At 64.7% G+C, this 16,761-nt stretch carries 13 protein-coding genes; 6 read left to right on the top strand and 7 right to left on the bottom strand.

What is annotated here, in order from left to right; translation table 11 throughout:
- Positions 1–8: 8 nt before the first annotated feature.
- The 3 genes from BLT75_RS11085 (at position 9) to BLT75_RS11075 (ending at position 5,061) form a co-directional block, all read left to right on the top strand.
- A complete protein-coding gene (locus BLT75_RS11085) occupies positions 9–3,176 on the top strand; it encodes a valine--tRNA ligase (RefSeq protein ID WP_093031184.1) in 3,168 nt (1,055 codons plus the stop codon).
- A gap of 81 nt (positions 3,177–3,257) precedes the next feature.
- The gene (locus BLT75_RS11080) at positions 3,258–3,590 is read left to right on the top strand and encodes a DnaJ family domain-containing protein (RefSeq protein WP_093031071.1); all 333 of its coding nucleotides are present in this window, start codon (positions 3,258–3,260) and stop codon (positions 3,588–3,590) included.
- 73 nt (positions 3,591–3,663) lie between these two features.
- Positions 3,664–5,061, top strand: a complete 1,398-nt coding sequence (locus tag BLT75_RS11075; RefSeq protein ID WP_093031181.1) for an alpha/beta fold hydrolase — start codon at positions 3,664–3,666, stop codon at positions 5,059–5,061.
- Positions 5,062–5,071: 10 nt separating this feature from the next.
- Here the strand turns inward: BLT75_RS11075 and BLT75_RS11070 are convergent, their stop codons facing one another.
- Positions 5,072–5,854, bottom strand: coding sequence for a crotonase/enoyl-CoA hydratase family protein (locus BLT75_RS11070; protein ID WP_093031069.1), 783 nt, complete (start codon positions 5,852–5,854; stop codon positions 5,072–5,074).
- Between the two features lie 73 nt (positions 5,855–5,927).
- A complete protein-coding gene (locus BLT75_RS11065) occupies positions 5,928–6,998 on the bottom strand; it encodes an SMP-30/gluconolactonase/LRE family protein (protein WP_093031067.1) in 1,071 nt (356 codons plus the stop codon).
- Positions 6,999–7,089: 91 nt separating this feature from the next.
- Here BLT75_RS11065 and BLT75_RS11060 point away from each other — a divergent pair, with 91 nt between their 5' ends.
- Together BLT75_RS11060 and BLT75_RS11055 are read left to right on the top strand one after the other, a co-directional pair.
- Positions 7,090–8,196, top strand: a complete 1,107-nt coding sequence (locus BLT75_RS11060; protein WP_093031064.1) for a pyridoxal phosphate-dependent aminotransferase — start codon at positions 7,090–7,092, stop codon at positions 8,194–8,196.
- Positions 8,197–8,246: 50 nt separating this feature from the next.
- Entirely contained in the window at positions 8,247–8,426 is a 180-nt protein-coding gene (locus tag BLT75_RS11055) for a hypothetical protein (RefSeq protein ID WP_093031061.1), read from the top strand.
- Between the two features lies 1 nt (position 8,427).
- Here BLT75_RS11055 and BLT75_RS11050 read toward each other — a convergent pair whose 3' ends face one another.
- Positions 8,428–9,633 (bottom strand): pyridoxal-phosphate-dependent aminotransferase family protein, encoded by a 1,206-nt coding sequence (locus BLT75_RS11050; RefSeq protein WP_093031178.1) that lies wholly within the window; start codon positions 9,631–9,633, stop codon positions 8,428–8,430.
- A gap of 52 nt (positions 9,634–9,685) precedes the next feature.
- Positions 9,686–10,663 carry an agmatinase gene (gene speB / locus BLT75_RS11045; protein WP_093031058.1) on the bottom strand — a complete coding sequence of 326 codons (978 nt, stop codon included), beginning with the start codon at positions 10,661–10,663 and terminating at the stop codon, positions 9,686–9,688.
- Positions 10,664–10,821: 158 nt separating this feature from the next.
- Between speB and BLT75_RS11040 the strand changes: the two genes are divergently transcribed.
- On the top strand, positions 10,822–12,687 hold the full coding sequence (locus tag BLT75_RS11040) for an ABC transporter ATP-binding protein (protein WP_245706483.1): 1,866 nt from the start codon (positions 10,822–10,824) through the stop codon (positions 12,685–12,687).
- On the opposite strand, the gene eda is transcribed toward BLT75_RS11040, so the two are convergent.
- From eda to zwf, 3 genes are read right to left on the bottom strand one after another with little or no spacing between them, the layout of a single operon-like run.
- On the bottom strand, positions 12,684–13,313 hold the full coding sequence (gene eda / locus BLT75_RS11035) for a bifunctional 4-hydroxy-2-oxoglutarate aldolase/2-dehydro-3-deoxy-phosphogluconate aldolase (protein WP_093031055.1): 630 nt from the start codon (positions 13,311–13,313) through the stop codon (positions 12,684–12,686). The genes BLT75_RS11040 and eda overlap by 4 nt on opposite strands.
- A gap of 4 nt (positions 13,314–13,317) precedes the next feature.
- Positions 13,318–15,123 carry a phosphogluconate dehydratase gene (gene edd / locus BLT75_RS11030; protein ID WP_093031052.1) on the bottom strand — a complete coding sequence of 602 codons (1,806 nt, stop codon included), beginning with the start codon at positions 15,121–15,123 and terminating at the stop codon, positions 13,318–13,320.
- Positions 15,124–15,125: 2 nt separating this feature from the next.
- A complete protein-coding gene (zwf, locus tag BLT75_RS11025; protein WP_093031049.1) occupies positions 15,126–16,577 on the bottom strand; it encodes a glucose-6-phosphate dehydrogenase in 1,452 nt (483 codons plus the stop codon).
- Positions 16,578–16,761: the final 184 nt, after the last annotated feature.

Genomic DNA, 16,761 nt, shown 5'->3' with positions numbered 1-16,761 from the left:
TCACCACGATGGCGATGGAAAAGACGTTTGACGCGGCCGAGGCCGAGGCCCGCATCTACAAGGCCTGGGAAGAGGCCGGCGCCTTCAGGGCGGGCGCAAACCGCTCGCGCGACGAAAGCTTCACCATCATGATCCCGCCGCCCAACGTGACCGGCGCGCTGCATGTGGGCCATGCCTTCAACAACACGCTGCAGGACATCCTGACTCGCTGGCACCGGATGCGCGGCTTCGACACGCTCTGGCAACCGGGACAGGACCACGCAGGCATTGCCACCCAGATGCAGGTGGAAAAGATGCTGGCCGCCACAGGCCAGCCCTCGCGCCGCGAACTGGGCCGCGAAGAATTCCTCAAGAAGGTCTGGGAGTGGAAAGGCCAGTACGGTGGCACCATCGTCGAGCAGTTGCAGCGCCTCGGCGCCTCCTGCGACTGGTCACGCAACGCCTTTACCATGGCAGGCGCCGCCGGCGACCCACGCACCGGCCATGAAAATTCGCCGAATTTTCACGACGCGGTGATCAAGGTCTTTGTCGACATGTACGACAAGGGCCTGATCTATCGCGGCAAGCGTCTGGTCAACTGGGACCCGCATTTCGAGACCGCCATTTCCGATCTCGAGGTCGAGAATATCGAGGTGGCGGGCCATATGTGGCACTTCAAATACCCGCTCGCGGGCGGCGCGACCTATACCTATGTGGAAAAGGACGAAGACGGGAACATCGTGCTCGAGGAAGAGCGCGACTACATCTCCATCGCCACCACAAGGCCCGAAACCATGCTGGGCGATGGCGCGGTGGCGGTGCACCCCTCGGACGAGCGTTATGCCCCGATCGTGGGCCAGCTCTGCGAAATCCCGGTGGGGCCTAAAGAGCACCGCCGCCAGATCCCGATCATCACCGACGACTACCCCGACCCCACCTTCGGCTCGGGCGCGGTCAAGATCACCGGCGCGCATGATTTCAACGACTATGCGGTGGCCAAGCGCGGGGATATCCCGCTCTACCGGCTGATGGACACGCGCGGCGTGATGCGGGCCGATGGCGCGCCCTATGCCGAAGAGGCCGCCAAGGCGCAAGCCTATGCCCGCGGGCGTGCGTTCACCGAGAACGAGATCGACGTGATCAACCTGGTCCCCGACCACCTGCGTGGTCTCGACCGGTTCGAGGCGCGGGCGAAAGTGGTGGAAGAAATCACCGCCGAAGGCCTCGCCGTGACGACCGTGGCCTCCGACCCGCGCCTGGGCACCGCCACGCTGAAACCCGGCGCCGAAGGGGCAGACGCCATCGTGCCGCTGGTCGAGGCCAAACCGATCATGCAGCCCTTCGGTGACCGCTCCAAGGTCGTCATCGAGCCGATGCTGACCGACCAGTGGTTCGTGGACGCCGAAAAGGTCGTCGGCCCCGCGCTGGACGCGGTGCGCGACGGCACCGTCAGGATCATCCCCGAGAGCGGCGAGAAGACCTATTACCACTGGCTGGAAAACATCGAACCCTGGTGCATCTCGCGCCAGCTTTGGTGGGGGCACCAGATTCCGGTCTGGTACGGGTTCGACCTGTCCCGCGAAGGTTTTACCGACGATGAGAACGACGGCGCACTTGATCTCGTCGAGATGGGCCGCCTGCTGTCGGAACAGAAACTGCTGCTGGGCGACGAGCGTCACTTCTGCGCACCCGACCTGGAGGCGGTCATGCGCAAGGTGGCCGATGCCGAAGCCCCCCTGCCCACACCGCTGAACCATGCCCGCGTGATCGAGGTCGAGGATCGCGCCGCCGCCGTGCATGCCCTTGCCGCCGGGCTGGCCGAGTACGAGGTGTCACAGGACCCCACGAAACTGGTCTACCCGGTCTGGCGCGACCCCGACGTGCTCGACACCTGGTTTTCCTCCGGCCTCTGGCCCATCGGCACGCTGGGCTGGCCCGAGGACACCGACGAGATGCGCCGCTACTTCCCGACCTCGGTCCTGATCACCGGGTTCGACATCCTGTTCTTCTGGGTCGCCCGGATGATGATGATGCAGCTTGCGGTCGTGAACGAGGTGCCGTTCCACACCGTCTATCTGCACCAGCTCGTCCGCGACGAGAAGGGCAAGAAGATGTCCAAGACCACCGGCAACGTCATCGACCCACTGGAGATTGTCGACGAGTTTGGCGCCGATGCGCTGCGCTTTACCAATGCGTCCATGGCGGCCATTGGCGGGGTGCTGAAACTCTCGAAGGAGCGGATCACCGGCTATCGCAACTTCACCACCAAGCTGTGGAACGCGGTCCGTTTTGCCGAGATGAACGGCGTTTATGACGGTACAAAACGGTCAATCACCAGCCTGGAAGACGTACAAAACGGTCAATTCGCGGTGAACCGCTGGATCATCGGCGAAACCGCCCGCGTGCGCGAGGAGGTGGACGCGGCGCTCGACAACTACCGCTTCAACGACGCCGCGAACGCTTTGTACGCCTTTGTCTGGGGCAAGGTCTGCGACTGGTACGTGGAGCTGTCGAAGCCACTCTTGCAGGGCGAAGACACCGCCGCGCAGGCCGAAACCCGCGCCACGATGGCCTGGGTGATGGACCAGTGCATGATCATGCTGCATCCCTTCATGCCCTTCATCACCGAGGAGCTCTGGGGCCTGACCGCCGAGCGGCCCAAGATGCTGGTGCATGCCGATTGGCCCGCCTACAAGGCCGCCGATCTGGTCGATCCGGACGCGGATCGCGAGATGAACTGGGTGATCTCGGTGATCGAGAACACGCGTTCCGCGCGCGCCCAGATGCGCGTGCCCGCTGGCCTCTATGTCCCTATGATCGTTACGGAAATCGACGATCACGGACAGGCGGCCTGGGACCGGAACGAGGCGCTGATCAAGCGTCTGGCGCGGATCGACAGCCTGACCAAGGCGGATGCGATGCCCAAAGGCTGCATCTCGATCGCGGCCCCCGGCGCGGCCTTTGGCCTGCCGCTGGCCGAGATCATCGACATCAGCGCCGAGAAGGACCGGCTGGAAAAGGCCAAAGCCAAGCTCGCCAAAGAGCTGGGCGGCCTGCGGGGGCGCCTCCATAACCCCAAATTCGTGGAGTCCGCGCCCGAGGAAGTGGTTGAAGAGGCGCGCGAAAACCTCGCCGCCCGCGAAGAGGAAGAGGCCCGGATCGACGAGGCGCTGGCGCGTCTTGCGGAACTCGGGTAGCCCCCTCACTTCGCTCCAAATACTCATGAAATCGCCCCCATCGGTATCGCAACCGGTGGGGGTTTTTGCTAGGCTGCCCACATGCTGAACAGCCTGCGCACCCTGATCGAACGACAGATCCTCAAGGCCCGCGCCGAGGGCAGGCTCTCGGGTCTGGAAGGTGAGGGCAAACCCCTGCCCGACCGCTCGCACGAGGCGCTGACCGATCCGGCCATTGCCGCCGGGTTCCGGATCATGGCGCAGGCAGGCGTATTGCCAGAAGAATTTTCCCTGAAAAAACAACTCGACGAGGCGCGCGCCGCTTACGCCACCGTGACCGATACGGCGGACCGCAAGATGGCCATGGCGCGCATCGCTGAGCTTGAAATGCGCTACAACATGGCCCGGGACGCACGGCGCGCCTTCCTCAAATAGCGCCGCGCAGTTTGCCTGTTTTCCATGTATGATCACAGGGACGGACAGCGCGAAGAAAATGGAGGATCGGGTCATGGAGCGTCGGCTCTGCGCCATTCTGGCCGCCGACATGGCAGGCTACAGCCGCCTGATGGAGCGGAACGAAACCGATGTGCTGGCCCGCCAGAAACTCTATCGGCGCGAGTTGATCGACCCCGCCATCGCGCAGGCGGGCGGGCAGATCGTCAAGACGACGGGCGACGGGATGCTGACGCGTTTCGACACCGCTCAGGCCGCCGTGCGCTGCGCGCTGGAAATCCAGCAGGCCATGCAACAGCGCGAGGCAGGCACCCCGCGCAAGGAGCGCATCCAGTACCGGATCGGCATCAATATCGGCGATATCCTGTTGGAAGACGGGGATATTTTCGGCGACGGGGTGAATGTCGCGGCAAGGCTGGAGGCGATTTCCAAACCCGGCGGCGTTTGTGTCTCGGACATCGTGCACCAGATGACCCAGGACCGGATATCGGAACCTTTCACCGATCTCGGATTGCAGAAGGTCAAGAACATCACCCGTCCGATCCGCGTCTGGCAATGGGTTCCCGATGCCAGCCGGGAGCGCGGGTCAGACACAGCCGCGCCCCATGTCCAGCATGTCTCATTCTGTCTGGCCAAAGACGGCACTCAACTGGCCTGGGCGCGGGTCGGCAAGGGGCCCAGCGTGCTGAAGGCGCCAAACTGGCTGAACCATCTGGATTACGAATGGCGCAGCCCCGTCTGGGGGCCGTTCCTGGAACGGATGTCGCAGCGGTGCGACCTCGTCCGGTTCGACCAGCGCGGCAATGGACTCTCCGACCGGGAACCAGCCGAGATTTCGCACGACGCGATGATCTCGGACATGGGCAGAATCGTCGAGGCCGCTGGACTGGGCCGTTTCCTGCTCTTCGGCATCTCCCAGGGTTGTGCGTTTTCCGTCCGCTATGCCGCTGAAAGCCCAGAGAAGGTTTCGGGGCTGATCCTTGTCGCGGGCTACCTGCGCGGTGCGCTCAGGCGCGACTCCCCCGAACAGTCGGCCCTGTCCGAGGCGACCAATGTCCTCATCCGCGAAGGCTGGGGATCGCCCAACCCGGCCTATCGCCACCTTTTCACCGAAAGCATGATGCCCGATGCCACCGAGGCGCAGAAATCGAGCTTTGACGAGTTGCAGCGCGTGTCCTGTTCGCCCGAGGTGGCGGCGCGGATCAACACGATGAATGCTTCCATTGATGTCTCGGAGCATGCGCCCCGGATCAAGGCGCCGACGCTTGTGCTGCATTCCGAAGGCGACCGCCGCGTGCCCGTGACCGAGGGACGCCGGATGGCGGCGATGATTCCCGGCGCGCGTTTCGTCACCCTGCCCGGAAACAACCATGCCCTCGTCGATGGATCACCGGCGCTGGACATGTTCCTGTCGGAATTCTCGGCATTCCTCGCGGAATTCGGCGGAACCTGAGGCCGAATGCCTATTTGAAGACCGGCTTGCGCCCCTGCATCTGGGCGGCAATCACCTCCATCTGGTCCGGTTTGCCGATCAATTGCGCCTGCTCACGGGATTCCGCCAACAGAACATCGCTCCGGTATTCGGATTCCGCCAGTTCGATCAGGCGCTTGGCCGAACGGATCGCCGAGGGGCTCTTGCCCGCGATCTCGTGTGCAAGCGCGGTCGCCTCGGCCAGCGGGTCATCGGCCAGTTCGGTCACAAGCCCCCATTCGGCGGCCTTGGCGGCCCCGATGGGCCGCGCGGTATAGGTCAGCAGGCGCAGCACGTCTGACCGCACCAACTGCGGCAACAGAACCATGCCGCCCATATCGGGGATCAGACCCCATTTCATTTCCAGCACGGACAGTTTTGTATCCGGTGCCGCAATACGGATGTCGGCGCCCAGCGCGATCTGCAACCCGCCGCCATAGACGACCCCGTGCAGCGCCACGATCACCGGCACCGGCACCCGGCGCCAGACCAATGCGACCTCCTGGAAATCGTTGGCATCCGCATGGCTGCGCGGCACCAGCATCTCGGCCGGGTCCTTGCCCGCGAAGGCGGCAAAGTTCGACACGTCGAGACCGGCGCAGAAACTCTTGCCCTCGCCCGACAGCACCACGGCGCGCGCGTCCGAGGCCGCGACCTCCTGCCCGGCCGTGATGATCGCCTTGAACATCGCCTCGTCGAGCGCGTTCATCTTGTCGCCACGCGTCAGCGTGACAAATGCGATATGGTCCTTGTATTCCACCGAAACACGCGCCATCGGGGCCTCCAGTCCTGTTTGCGGGCAGACTGCCCGGTTACGGCACGACTTGCCAGCCGGACGTGGGGGCAGATCACGGAAGATCGTTTGCGTCCAGGCGGGCAAAGCCCGGGCTGTCCAGTGTCATCACGTAAAGCTGCCCGTCCACCAGCTTGCCCCCGGTGGTGATGCCGAGCCGCCCGTCAGGGTCCTGAACCGTACGCAGGATGCGTCCCGCCCCGTCGAACTGGATCAGCATGCCGCGATGGATCGGCGCGGGCCGCACCCTGGGGCCCAGACGCCAGACCACCTTGCGCAGAAAGGGATAGGACATCAGTGCCTCGGCCGGCACCCTGGGGCTGGCGAAGGCCAGCCAATAGGTGCCGTCGCCCTGCGCCTCAAGGTTGTCGGGATAGCCCGGCAGGTTGTCGAGGAACACCTCGGTCTGCCCCGCCTTGGCACCGGTCAGCCACAGCCGGTGCACCCGTGCACGCCCGGTTTCGTTGATCAGCAGGAAATCCTCGTCCGGCGACAGCGCGACACCGTTGGTGTAGACAAATCCGGTGGCGATCTTCTCGACCGTTCCATCGGGCGCGTGCCGGGCGACATAGCCGGTGTCGGACTGTTCCCAGACGGTCATGACCGAGGTGGGCTTGGTCCCGCCCAGGGTTTCGGGGTCGAACCGGTCGGTGGAATTCGAGAAATAGATCGTCCCGTCGCGCCCCAGGTCCAGCTGGTTGGCATAGATCACCGGCGCACCGTCGATCTCGGACACGACGGTGTCCAGCCTTCCCGGCCCGTTCCAGCGCATGATCCCACGGAAACTGTCGGCAATGTAGAGAGCGCCATCCGGTCCAGCCTTCAGCCCCAGCGGACGCCCGCCCAAGCGGTCGACCAGAACCGGCGTTTCGCCATCAATCCGGTAGAGATTTCCGGCAAGCGAAGCGGTATAGACGATGCCATCCGGCATGACTGCCAGGTCTTCGGGGCCGATCTCTCCGTTCGGCAGCGATACGATCATTGCCTTGTCCAGCACCCGGTTTTCCACGAACGCGCCGGTGAAACCCGGGCTTGCGGGCGGTTGATAGGCGACGGGCGCCACCGGGACTGGCCAGAACAGCAGGTAGCAAATACCGGCGAGCAACAGGATCAGGACATAACGCATGGGCACCTCTCACATGTGCCCGTACAGTGCGGGCAGGACCCCCCGAAGGCAAGTCTTGCCGGGCGGCCCGGCTTGCGCTTATGTGGCGCGCATGACCGGACCTCGCTACACCCCGCTTGCGCAATCACTGCCCGCCACCGTGCCCTTTGTCGGCCCCGAGACACAGGAGCGCCAGCGCGGCGCCCCCTTTGCCGCCCGGCTGGGCGCGAACGAAAGCATCTTTGGCCCCTCGCCGCACGCGATCGCGGCGATGCAGGCGACGGCCAGCGAGATCTGGATGTATGGCGATGCCGAGAACCATGACTTGCGCGCGTCGCTGGCCGCGCATCACGGGGTGCGCCCGGATAACATCATGGTGGGCGAAGGAATCGACGGGCTCCTGGGGTATCTGGTGCGTCTGATGGTGGGGCCGGGCGACACGGTGGTCACCTCTGAGGGCGCATATCCGACCTTCAACTATCACGTCGCCGGATTTGGCGGCGTGCTTCACAAGGTGCCCTACAAGGGCGATCACGAGGATCCGGCGGCCCTGTTTGCCAAGGCCGCCGAGGTGGACGCCAAGCTTGTCTATCTCGCCAATCCCGACAACCCGATGGGCAGCTGGCACAGGGGCGCCGATATCGTCGCGGCGATGCAGGCGCTGCCGGCCGGCACGCTGCTGGTGCTGGACGAAGCCTATGTGGAATGCGCCCCCGAAGGCACCGCCGCGCCGGTGGACGCGGACGACCCGCGGCTGGTGCGGATGCGGACCTTCTCCAAAGTCTATGGCATGGCGGGCGCACGCGTCGGCTATGCCATCGGAGCGCCGGACCTGATTGCCGGTTTCAACAAGGTACGCAACCATTTCGGCATGAACCGCGCCGCGCAGGCAGGCGCTCTGGCGGCACTGGCCGATGGCGACTGGCTGGCGCATGTGCAATCCGAAATCGCCACGGCGCGCGGCCGGATATCCGCCATCGCGCGGGAAAACGGGCTGACACCGCTGCCGTCGGCCACAAATTTCGTGACCATCGACTGTGGCAGTGACGGTACATTTGCAAAGGCGGTTCTGGATTCACTTGTCTCGCTTGGCATTTTTGTACGAATGCCTTTTGCCGAACCGCAAAACCGCTGCATCCGCGTCAGCTGCGGCCCTTCTGCCGAACTGGACGCCTTTGCCGCCGCCCTGCCCCGCGCGCTGGAGATCGCGCGCGGCTGATCGCCAAGGTTTTACCTGACATTTTTCGGGAATCCCCTAGTCTGTCCTTCATGGACGACCATCGCATCGGGCGGGCGCCCGATTACACCAATGCCGCATTGATCATGCTGGGCGTGAACCTGACCTGGGTTTTCGTTCTGATCTGGGCGCTATGGGGCATGTCTGCCTCGCTGATGCTGGCCCTGGTGCTGAACCACGCGATAACCCGGCTTGCGCGGCGAGCCGGATAGCTCAGGATGCGATGACCTGCGCCGCCGCATCGAGCGCCCCCTTGCCATACGGCACGTCCAGAGCGGACAGCCCCGCCTGAATGCCGCCCAGCAACCCCATGACCATCTGGCCGCTCAGGTGCCCCATATGCCCCAGGCGGAAGAAGCTGTCCCGCGCCGGATCCCCCGGTGCCGCCATGCCAAGCCCGATCCCCAGCGTCAGCCCGAGCCTCTGTTCGGTCCATTGCCGCAGGGCGGTGCCCTTGCCGCTGTCGAGTCTCAGCGCGGTCACCGCATGGCTGCGATATGCCGGATCGGCCACGTTCAAGGCCAGATCGCCGCCTTCGGCCCAGATCTCGCAGGCGGCCCAGATGGCGCGGGCGAGTCTGGCGTGCCGCGCCCAGACATGTTCGATGCCTTCGGCATGGATAAGGTCGAGGGCCGCGCGCAGGCCATAAAGGTGGTGGGTGGGCGCGGTGCCGCCGAAATACTGGAAGAACTCGTCCGGATTGCCTCGCGGAACCCAGTCCCAGTACCACGAAACCCTCGGCATGGTGGCCCGCTTGGCCGCCGCGCGGTCGTTGAAACAAACGAAACCGACGCCGGGCGGCACCATCAATCCCTTCTGGCAGGCCGTGACCAGAACATCGACGCCCCAGGCGTCCATCTCGAACATGTCGCAGCCGAAGGAAGCGATGCAATCGGCCATCAGAAGCGCCGGATGCCCCAGTTCGTCCAGCAACCTGCGCAGCCCCGGTACATCGTTTCGGATCGAGCTTGACGTGTCCACATGCACCGCCAGCACCGCCTTGATCCGGTGCGCGGTGTCAGCGCGCAACGCCTCGGCGATGCGCTCCATGTCCCAGGGCGAGGATTTCCCGAAGTCGATGATCTGCGTTTCGGCCCCCAGCCCGCGGGCCATTTCGGACCAGCCATGCGAAAACCGGCCCGAGGCCGGCACCAGCACCAGTTCGCCGGGGGCGATGGTGTTGGCCAGCGCCGCCTCCCACGCGCCGTGACCATTGGCGATGTAGATGGCGACCTCGTGTTCGGTCCGGGCCATGCGCCGCAGGTCGGCGGTCAGCCCCGGCATCATGTCGATCAACTCTCCGGAATAGATGTTGGGCGCGGCCCGGTGCATGGCGCGCAGAACTTCGTCGGGAATGACCGACGGCCCCGGAATCGCCAGATACTCGCGCCCCTGCGCCAGTGAGATATTGCCCGTCATGTCCATGTCCCTTGTCTGCGGTCGGCTCACCCTAGCCAGCGTTTGCGCGGCGTCAATCCGACGTGCGCGAAACCGCCAGTGCAGGGGCGATCACGCAGAGCATCTCGAACAGGATGGACGCCGCCAGAAAGGCGGTGCCACCGCTGGTGTCGAACGGGGGCGACACCTCGACCAGGTCTGCCCCCGCGATGTTGACACCGGCCAGTTCCCGCACCACCTGCAAAGCCTGAAAAGCGGTCGGTCCGCCGACCTCGGGCGTTCCGGTCCCCGGTGCAAAGGCCGGGTCGATAAAGTCGATGTCATAACTGACATAGGCAGGCAGGGTGCCGACGATCAGTCGCGCCTCGGCCATCACATCCCTGAGACCACGGTCGAACAGCTCTTCGATGGTCACGATACGGATGCCACGGTCGGCGGCAAACTCGCGGTCCTCCGAATCATAGGCAGTGCCGCGAATACCGATCTGGATCATCCGGGCCGGGTCCAGCAGCCCCTCTTCGACGGCGCGGCGGAACGGGGTGCCATGGGTGTACAGCGAGCCGCCAAAATAGGAATGAAACAGGTCGGTGTGGCTGTCGAAATGTACAAGCCCCAAAGGCGCATCCGCCGCCAGCGCTCGCAGGACCGGCAAGGTGCACAGGTGATCGCCGCCGACACAGACGGGCAGGACGCCCACCTTGCGCACGCGGGTGATCGCTTCGGTGATCCGGGCCATTGCATCCGTTAGGTCGGCCGGATTGGGCGGCACATCGCCCAGGTCGGCGCAGTTGACTGTCTCGAACGGGCGAACCCCGCTGACACCGTGCTGGGCCCGGATCATCGTGGACATGTCGCGCACCTGCCGTGGCCCGTGGCGCGGGCCGGGGCGGTTGGTGGTGCCGGCATCCCAGGGCAAGCCGATCAGACCGATATCCACCTCGGGCAGGCGCGAGTCGTCCGGACCGACAACCGGGAGGCGCATGAAACTGGCGATGCCCGCGAAACGGGGCAGATCGAACCCCGAAACCGGTTGAAACCCGTTGCCTGCCATCCTGAATACTCCCTTCGACTCAACCGCTTCGGACAACACCCTGCCCGGATGCGGCGCCGGGTCAAGCGGTGCAAAGCTTGCGCCATGGCGGTCTACTGCTTAAATGGGCCGACCATGACACGCGATCTGTCCCCTCTCCCCCGAATGAAGGCCCGAACATGAGCGCAAAACCGATGTCCTCGCGCGAGTTGGTAGGGTGGCTGTGGCAAAACTATCTCAAGAGCCGGATGGGCCTTCTTGGCATCGCGATGCTGTTCATGCTGCTCGAAGGCTCGATGGTGGGCGCGATCAGCTACATGATGCAGCCGATGTTCGACGAGATCTTTGTCAACGGCAATGCCGATGCGCTGGTCTGGGTCAGCCTTGCGTTTTTCGTGATCTTTTCGGTGCGTGGCATGGCCAGCGTGGGGCAAAAGGTGCTTTTGGCGCGGATTTCACAGGAAACCGCCGCACATTTGCGGATGGACCTGCTCAAGCGGCTGATCCGGCAGGATACCGCCTTTCACCAGACCCACCCTCCGGGCTTCCTGATCCAGCGGGTGCAGGTGGACGTGGGATCTGTCAACCAGGTCTGGCAGGTGATCATCACCGGTGCGGGCAAGGATCTGGTGTCGCTTGTCGTGCTGCTGGGCGTCGCGGTGAATGTCGACCTGATCTGGACATTGGTGATGCTGGTGGGCGTGCCGATCGCCTTTCTGCCGATCGCCGCCGCGCAGCGTTATGTCCGGAAGAAGGCGGCCCTGGCCCGTGATCAGGGTGCCACGCTGGCCACGCGGCTGGACGAGATATTTCACGGCATCGTACCGATCAAGCTGAACGGGCTGGAAGATTACCAAATGCGCCGGTTCGGTGGTCACATGGACACCTATGTGCGGTCCGAGGTGCGCGCCTCTTTCGGCACCGCTTCGATCACGGGGTTGGTGGATGTGATGGCCGGTCTCGGTTTCATGGGCGTCCTGCTTTATGGCGGGGCCGAGATCATCGCGGGCGAGAAAAGCGTCGGCCAGTTCATGAGCTTTTTCACCGCCATCGGCCTGTCCTTCGACCCGATGCGACGGCTGGCGTCGATTTCCGGCACCTGGCAGGCGGCGGCGGCGGCGCTGGAGCGGATCAAGGATTTGCTCGACGCGCCCATCCTGCTGCTGTCGCCGCCCAGACCCGTCGCGGCCCCATCGGGCCTGCCGGGGATCGCGCTTGCGGACGTCTCGCTTGCCTATGGCGATGCTCAGGTTCTGCGCAACCTGACTCTGACCGCCGAGGCGGGCAAGACCACGGCGCTGGTTGGCGCCTCGGGGGCCGGGAAATCGACCATCTTCAACCTGCTGACCCGTCTGGTCGACCCGCAATCGGGTTCGATCACGGTCGGCGAGGTGCCCGTGGGGGAGATGTCGCTCGAAAAGCTGCGCGGTCTCTTCTCGGTGGTGACGCAAGAGGCGCTGCTCTTCGACGAGACCCTGCGCGAAAACATCCTGCTGGGGCGCACCGATGTGAGCGAGGCGCGGCTGCAAGCGGTTCTGGATGCCGCCCATGTGACGGATTTCCTGCCCAAGCTGGAAAAGGGACTCGACACGCTGGTCGGCCCGCGCGGTTCGGCCCTGTCGGGTGGCCAGCGGCAGCGGGTGGTGATCGCGCGCGCCCTGTTGCGCGACACGCCGGTGCTGCTGCTGGACGAGGCAACCTCGGCGCTGGACGCACAATCGGAAAAGGTGGTGCAGGCGGCCCTGGATCAGCTGTCGGGCGGGCGCACGACGCTGGTCATCGCGCACCGGCTATCTACCATCCGCAACGCCGACAAGATCGTGGTGATGGAGCGCGGCGAGGTTGTGGACGAAGGCAGCCACGAGGAACTGCTGGCGCGCGGCGGCATCTATGCCGACCTCTACCGGCTGCAATTCGAAGGCGGCAAGGAACTGGTGGACCCGGTCGGTGCGGCGGCGCAGCGGACCCGCGTCAGTAGCGACCCGGACACATCGGGCGGCTGGTACAAACGCCTGATGTCGCGGATCTTTGGCGGTTCCGACTAACGCCGCAATTGCGCCGCGTCGCGGGCCAGCGACTCGATCCCGGCCCAGTCGCCTGCCTGCACGAGATCGCGGGGCGCGACCCAGCTGCCACCGGCGCAGATCACGTTGGCCAGGCTCAGGTAGCTTTCCGCGTTGGACGGCGAAACGCCGCCCGTGGGGCAGAAGGAAATCTGCGGCAGCGGCGCGCCGATGGCCTTGAGCGCGGGCGCACCGCCCGAAGCCTCGGCCGGAAAGAACTTGAGCATGTCATAGCCCAGTTCCAGCAGGCGCATCGCCTCGCTGGCGGTGGCCGCGCCGGGCAGAAGCGGCAAACCTTCATCTTCGCAGGCCGCGATCAATCGCTCTGTCGCACCGGGCGAAACCCCGAACCGGGCACCGGCGGCCCTGGCGGCGCGCACATCCTCGGGCGTGACCAGCGTGCCGGCGCCGACCACCCCGCCCGGCACCTCGGCCATGCGCCGGATTGCTTCGAGTGCCGCCGGGGTGCGGAGCGTCACTTCGAGCGCGGGCAGGCCACCCGCGACCAGCGCCTCGGCCAGCGGCCGCGCGTGTTCAGCATCCTCGATCACCAGCACGGGCACGATTGGGGCCAGTTCACAGATTGCGCGTGTTTCGGCGGATTTCATTGTCCTATCCTCCAAAGATGCTGGCGCCGGTATCGGCCGAGCCGACGGCCGCGCGGAAGGCGCCGAACAACTCGCGTCCGGTACCAGACTGATTTCCCGCAAGATCCGCCGGCACCGGGGCACGATCCAGCGCGCCCTCGGTCAGGATATCGAGCACGCCGGTCACTGCATCAACCCGGACAAGGTCGCCATCCTGCACCCGCGCAATCGGCCCGCCGTCAAGCGCCTCGGGCACGACATGAATGGCGGCTGGCACCTTGCCCGATGCCCCCGACATGCGGCCATCGGTGACCAAAGCCACCTTTTGTCCACGCCCTTGCAGGATCGACAGGATCGGGGTCAGCGAATGCAACTCGGGCATGCCGTTCGCCTTCGGCCCCTGGAAACGGACCACGACGATCATGTCGCCGGTCAGTTCGCCTGCCTTGAACGCGGCCTTGACCTGGTCCTGATCGTGGAACACCCGTGCAGGCGCCTCGACGATGCGGTGTTCGGGGGCCACGGCCGAGACTTTCATCACCGCGGTCCCCAGCGAACCTGTCAGTCGCGACAGGCCGCCCGTTTCCTGGAACGGATCGGAAGCCGGGCGCAGGATCCTGTCGTTGAGGCTTTGGCCCGGTCCGTCCTGCCAGGTCAGGGCGCCATCGGTCAGCTTGGGGTCTTGCGTGTAGCGCTCCAGCCCCTGCCCGGCGACCGTGTGCGTGTCGGGATGCAAGAGACCCGCATCCAGCAGGGTGCGGATGGTGTATCCCAGCCCGCCAGCGGCATGGAAATGGTTCACATCCGCCAACCCGTTGGGATAGACCCGCGCGACAAGGGGCACGACCGAGGAAATCTCGGAAAAATCGACCCAGTCGAGCAGGATACCGCCTGCCCGCGCCATGGCGACCAGATGGATGAGCAGGTTGGTCGACCCGCCTGTCGCCATCAGCCCGACGATACCGTTGACATAGGCGCGCTCGTCCAGAACCTGCGCGACCGGGGTATAGCTGTTTCCCAGCGCGCTCAGCGCCAGCGCCCGGCGCGCGGCTTCCTGGGTGAGCGCGTCACGCAGACCGGTGTTGGGTGGCACGAAACTGGCCCCGGGCAGGTGCAGCCCCATGAACTCCATCAGCATCTGGTTGGTGTTCGCAGTGCCGTAGAACGTGCATGTGCCCGGCCCGTGATAGGCCGCCATCTCGGCTGCCATCAATTCGGCCCGCCCACATTCACCGGCTGCAAATTGCTGGCGCACCTTGGCTTTTTCATCGTTGGGCATGCCGCTGGCCATCGGCCCGGCCGGGATGAAAACGGTCGGCAAATGGCCGAATGTCTGCGCCGCAATCACAAGTCCCGGCACGATCTTGTCACAGACACCGAGGAACACCGCCGCATCAAATGTATTGTGGCTGAGCGCCACGCCGGCAGCCAGCGCGATCACGTCACGCGAAAACAGCGACAGTTCCATGCCCGGCGCCCCCTGTGTCACGCCATCGCACATGGCGGGCACCCCGCCGGCCACCTGCGCGGTGCCACCCACCGCCCGCGCCGCGCGGCGGATCAGGTCGGGATAACGCTCGAACGGCTGATGCGCCGACAGCATGTCATTGTAGCTCGTGACAATCCCCAGGTTGCCTGCCGTTCCGGTGGCAAGCGCCTGCTGATCCTCGCCCGCCCCGGCATAGGCATGCGCCTGCCCCGAACAGCTCAGATGTGCCCGCGCGGGTCCGGCGCCGCGGGCTTGCTCCATCCGCTCCAGATAGGCCGCCCGCGGGGCGGCGCTGCGTTCCACAATCCTGTCGGTGACGCCCTTGATGACTGCGTGAACCATGCTTAGCCTCCTATCTGTCGCCAGCGACGCCCGTCGCGATGCATCAGCATCAGCGCCTCTTCGGGACCGGAACTGCCCTGGTCATAGGGATATGGCTGGTCCCTGCTGCGCTCCCAACCTTCGATGATCGTGTCGGCCCAGGCCCAGGCCGCCTCAACCTCGTCCCCGCGCATGAACAGCGTCTGGTCACCCCGGATCACGTCCATGACCAGCCGCTCATAGGCATCCTGCGGGCGCGAATCCGCTCCCAGCGCTTCGGCAAAGCTCATGTCCAGCGGCACTTCGGCAAGGCGGAACCCGCCAGGACCGGGATCCTTGATCGTGGTACGCAGGGTGATCCCCTCGTCCGGCTGCAACCGGATGATCAACCTGTTGCCGTGCACCGGCCCGACGTTGGGAAAGATCGTGTGCGGCGGATCGCGAAACTGAACCACGATCTCGGACACACGCGCGCGAAGCCTCTTGCCGGTCCGCAGGTAGAACGGAACCCCGGCCCAGCGCCAATTGGCGATCCGGACCTTTATGGCGATGAAACTTTCGGTGCGGCTTTGCGGGTCGCCGACATGGTCGAGATACCCGTCACCACCCTTGTCGGCCCGGTACTGGCCCCGTGCGATATCGGACGGCTCGACAGGGTCGAGCGCTTCGATCACCTTTACCTTTTCGTCACGCACCGCGTTGGGCGTGAACTTTGATGGCGGTTCCATCGCGGTCAGGCAGAGAAGCTGTACCAGATGGTTCTGAACCATGTCGCGCATGGCGCCGGACTGATCGTAATAGGCTTCGCGCCCTTCTATCCCCAGGCTTTCGGCCACCGTGATCTGCACGTGGTCGACATGCGTCGAGTTCCACAAGGGTTCAAACAGCGAATTGGCAAACCGGAGCGCCATCAGGTTCTGCACCGTTTCCTTGCCCAGGTAATGGTCGATCCGGTAGATCTGATGCTCCTGAAAGAAGCTGCGCAAACTCGCGTTCAACTCGCGGGCGGTTTCAAGATCTCGGCCAAACGGCTTTTCCACGACGATGCGCGCATCCGCCGTCGCCATGCCATGATGTTCCAACTGCCGGGCGATACCGGCAAAGAGCGATGGCGCCACGGACAGGTAGAACGCGCGGACGACGTCCGGACGCATCCGCCCGGCAAGTTCTGCCCAACCTGCGTCGCCCCGGGCATCGACGGCGACATAGTCAAGACAGTGCAGGAATTGTTCGAGAACCGTGCCGCGGGTCGGTGTGTCAGGGGTGAACTCCCTTATGGCCGCTTGTACCTGGGCCCGGAATTCATCAGGTGTCATCGCGCTTCGCGCGGAACCGATGATACGGGCCTCGCTCGGAAACTGACCCACTTCGAACCTGTGAAACAAACCCGGCAGAATCTTGCGGCGGGCCAGATCTCCGGTGGCCCCAAAAAGCACGAGGTCGAACGGAGCGACCGGAATGACGCGGGATACCATCTTGCTCTCTCCACAGTGATCCGGGCGTTGCCCTGACAGTTACAGCAAATATGTTAGCGTTAACATTCTTCACTACGTCTTTACGGATATGATCGAGAATATCAAGCCGCTGCGAATACAAAACCGTGTTCTCGATGACGTGACGGATCGCGCACACCTTGGATGCCGATCAACGGACCCAGAA

This window comes from Ruegeria marina, assembly GCF_900101475.1.
Taxonomy (GTDB): Bacteria; Pseudomonadota; Alphaproteobacteria; order Rhodobacterales; family Rhodobacteraceae; genus Ruegeria_B; species Ruegeria_B marina.
This window is presented reverse-complemented; position numbering and strand designations above follow the sequence as displayed.

What these genes read in the sequence shown, in the direction of transcription:
- zwf (WP_093031049.1), bottom strand. Translation starts at nt 16,577, where the DNA reads ATGGTATCCCGCGTCATTCCGGTCGCTCCGTTCGACCTCGTGCTTTTT.
- BLT75_RS11070 (WP_093031069.1), bottom strand. Translation starts at nt 5,854, where the DNA reads ATGGCGCGTGTTTCGGTGGAATACAAGGACCATATCGCATTTGTCACG.
- BLT75_RS11040 (WP_245706483.1), top strand. Translation starts at nt 10,822, where the DNA reads ATGAGCGCAAAACCGATGTCCTCGCGCGAGTTGGTAGGGTGGCTGTGG.
- BLT75_RS11075 (WP_093031181.1), top strand. Translation starts at nt 3,664, where the DNA reads ATGGAGCGTCGGCTCTGCGCCATTCTGGCCGCCGACATGGCAGGCTAC.
- BLT75_RS11060 (WP_093031064.1), top strand. Translation starts at nt 7,090, where the DNA reads ATGACCGGACCTCGCTACACCCCGCTTGCGCAATCACTGCCCGCCACC.
- BLT75_RS11080 (WP_093031071.1), top strand. Translation starts at nt 3,258, where the DNA reads ATGCTGAACAGCCTGCGCACCCTGATCGAACGACAGATCCTCAAGGCC.
- speB (WP_093031058.1), bottom strand. Translation starts at nt 10,663, where the DNA reads ATGGCAGGCAACGGGTTTCAACCGGTTTCGGGGTTCGATCTGCCCCGT.
- BLT75_RS11065 (WP_093031067.1), bottom strand. Translation starts at nt 6,998, where the DNA reads ATGCGTTATGTCCTGATCCTGTTGCTCGCCGGTATTTGCTACCTGCTG.
- BLT75_RS11050 (WP_093031178.1), bottom strand. Translation starts at nt 9,633, where the DNA reads ATGACGGGCAATATCTCACTGGCGCAGGGGCGCGAGTATCTGGCGATT.
- BLT75_RS11055 (WP_093031061.1), top strand. Translation starts at nt 8,247, where the DNA reads ATGGACGACCATCGCATCGGGCGGGCGCCCGATTACACCAATGCCGCA.
- edd (WP_093031052.1), bottom strand. Translation starts at nt 15,123, where the DNA reads ATGGTTCACGCAGTCATCAAGGGCGTCACCGACAGGATTGTGGAACGC.
- BLT75_RS11085 (WP_093031184.1), top strand. Translation starts at nt 9, where the DNA reads ATGGCGATGGAAAAGACGTTTGACGCGGCCGAGGCCGAGGCCCGCATC.
- eda (WP_093031055.1), bottom strand. Translation starts at nt 13,313, where the DNA reads ATGAAATCCGCCGAAACACGCGCAATCTGTGAACTGGCCCCAATCGTG.